This window comes from Halomonas sp., from assembly GCF_041689495.1.
In the GTDB taxonomy this organism is placed as follows: Bacteria; Pseudomonadota; Gammaproteobacteria; order Pseudomonadales; family Halomonadaceae; genus Halomonas.
In genome coordinates, this window is sequence record NZ_JBDNGD010000008.1 from 1 (window position 1) to 2,351 (window position 2,351).

The window sequence follows — 2,351 nt, forward strand, 5'->3', positions numbered from 1 at the left end:
AACAGTCCATTGTCGTCTTGATGCCTGTCCACATCCAGTGACGGATGGTAGAAGATAGTCTGCCATACTGACAGCCTCTTCCCGTGGCCGGCACGACACGCCATGCTGAGAGCGGCCAGCTGGCCGGCGAGACCCGACACCATTCGAGGAAACCATCCGCGTGAGCGATCCCCGTCCGCCACTTCTCGATAGCCTACGACGCCAGACCCGCGCCGACCATCATGCCCTGGACGCCCACCCCATCCTGGTCAGCCTGGTTCGCCCGGGCTCGATCTCGACCACTATGCCGAGGCACTGAGTGCCTTGCATCCGGCGCAGCAGGTGCTGGAGGGACTCGCCGCGAAGGGTATCCGCGATCTGGCAATCGACTATCCATTCGCACCCAGGCTGGGCTGGCTGGAGGCGGATCTCGAGGGTCTCGGCGCGTCGCCACCCGCGGTGCCCGCCAGGCAGCCGGCGTCACCGGAGACCCTCGCCGAACTAGTGGGCCTGCTGTATGTCCTGGAAGGCTCGCGCCTCGGTGCCAGGGTCATTGCCGAAAGGATACGCGCCTTACTGGGCGACAAAATTCCCGGGAGCTTCTTCGACAACGCCGATGGCGAGCGTGCCTGGCCGATGTTTCGTCACTTTGCCGTCACGCATTGCCTGATGGGAGAGGCGGAGGTGGCCATCCGCTCGGCCCGCCAGGCCTTCGGATGCTTCCGATACCGTCTCGATACCCCACTGATCCTGGACGTGTCGCCGATCGACTGACCCGACTCTGGAGCCTGCCCATGGCCGACCATTCCTACAGCCAAGCCGCTATCGCTGCCGCCCTGGACGCCTGCGCCCGTGAACCCGTGCATAGCCCCGGGGCCATTCAGCCGGTGGGCTGCCTGATCAGCCTGGACGCCGACCTGCAGGAGGTCCGCCAGGTCAGCGCCAACCTGGAGGCCGTCATCGGGATCGGCGTGGACGACGCCCTGGCCGGGCTGCCCGAGGACCTCCTGGGCAGGGAACTGGTCGAGCGGCTGCGTCGTGAACTGGCCCATCATGACCGCCTGCCCAGCGCCATCATCTCCCGCCTCGGCCCTCGGGCTAAATCCGCGCCCTTCCATCTGGTGGCCTACCGCAGCGGTTCACGGATCGTGGTGGAGCTGGAGCCCACGCATCCCGACGATGGCCTGGAACTGCTGGACAAGGTAAACGAATTGCTGCTGGAGATCAGCTGGATCGAGGATTCCGATACCCTGCTGCAGACTCTGGTACGCCGCGTACAGCAGCTGACCGGGTGATGGTCTATCGGTTCGACGAGGAGTGGAATGGTCGCGTCATCGCCGAGCACCGGCTAGCCGGGGTTGAGGGTTACCTCGACCATCATTTCCCGGCCAGCGATATTCCCGCCCAGGTGAGGGCCCTCTATGACATCAACCGCGTCCGCAGCATCCCGGATGCCGTATCTCCGGCGGTGCCCCTGGTGCCCGCCGAAGACCTTCGCGACCCCGCTCCCCTGGATCTTTCCCGGGGCATGCTGCGGGCCGTCTCGCCGATTCATCAGGAATACCTGGCCAACATGGGAGTGGCGGGCTCGTTGTCCGTGGCCATGCACGACGAGCACACGCTCTGGGGGCTGGTGGCCTGTCACGGTCTCAGGCCACGCCCCCTGCCCATCGCGACTCGCGATGCCGTTCGCGCCCTGGTACAGATCGCCATGTCGAGACTGATGCTGATCGAGGCGCGTCACGAGGCCAGTCTCCTGCGCAGCATCCATGACAACCGCGACCTCCTGACCAGCAAGCATGGCCAGCGGCTCGGCCCTGCAAGGCGATACCCTCTGCGGTCTTGTCGCCGTCCCGCTGCCGACCGACTCACGGCAATCGGGATGGCTGATGCTGTTCCGTGCCGAGCAGCACGAGACCAGGCTCTGGGCCGGCAAGCCGGAGGACACACCCATGGTCCGCCAAGGCCGGCTGATCATGACCCCGAGACGCTCCTTCGCCCAGTGGCAGGAAGAGGTCAAGGGCTTGAGCCTGGCCTACAGCGACGGACTGACCGGCGCCTGGAACCGCTATCGCATGGAACTGGCCATCGATGCCGAGATCAATGCGGCCGACCGCTATGGGAGTCCCTGTACCCTGCTGCTCTTCGATGTGGACCACTTCAAGCTCTTCAACGACACCCACGGCCATGAGGCCGGTGACCGGGTACTGATCGAGCTCTGTAAAACCATTCAGGCCAGCCTTCGCATCAGCGACACCCTGGGCCGCTGGGGTGGCGAGGAATTCCTCGTCCTGGCCAGCCACAGCGACCAGCAGAGCGGCCTGCAACTGGCCGAGCGACTCCGCCAGGGGGTAGAAGCCATGGACCTGGGC

Annotated in this window: 4 protein-coding genes and 1 pseudogene; all 5 read left to right on the forward strand. The window is 65.4% G+C overall.

Features of this window, described 5'->3' with window-relative positions; all coding sequences use genetic code 11:
• The first annotated feature begins 160 nt into the window (after nt 1-160).
• Nucleotides 161-298 (forward strand): hypothetical protein, encoded by a 138-nt coding sequence (locus ACESMD_RS00220; protein ID WP_372609294.1) that lies wholly within the window; start codon nt 161-163, stop codon nt 296-298.
• A 5-nt stretch (nt 299-303) separates the two neighbouring features.
• Complete coding sequence (locus ACESMD_RS00225; RefSeq protein WP_372609295.1) at nt 304-753, forward strand: biliverdin-producing heme oxygenase; 450 nt, start codon at nt 304-306, stop codon at nt 751-753.
• A gap of 20 nt (nt 754-773) precedes the next feature.
• Nucleotides 774-1,274: a hypothetical protein gene (locus ACESMD_RS00230; protein WP_372609296.1), complete on the forward strand. Its 501-nt coding sequence runs from the start codon at nt 774-776 to the stop codon at nt 1,272-1,274.
• Nucleotides 1,274-1,630, forward strand: a pseudogene (locus ACESMD_RS00235) (histidine kinase); the annotation flags it as partial. The gene ACESMD_RS00230 and the pseudogene ACESMD_RS00235, both read left to right, overlap by 1 nt.
• Nucleotides 1,631-1,778: 148 nt before the next feature.
• Nucleotides 1,779-2,351 (forward strand): sensor domain-containing diguanylate cyclase (locus tag ACESMD_RS00240; RefSeq protein WP_372609297.1); only part of this gene is annotated, 573 nt, incomplete at its 3' end.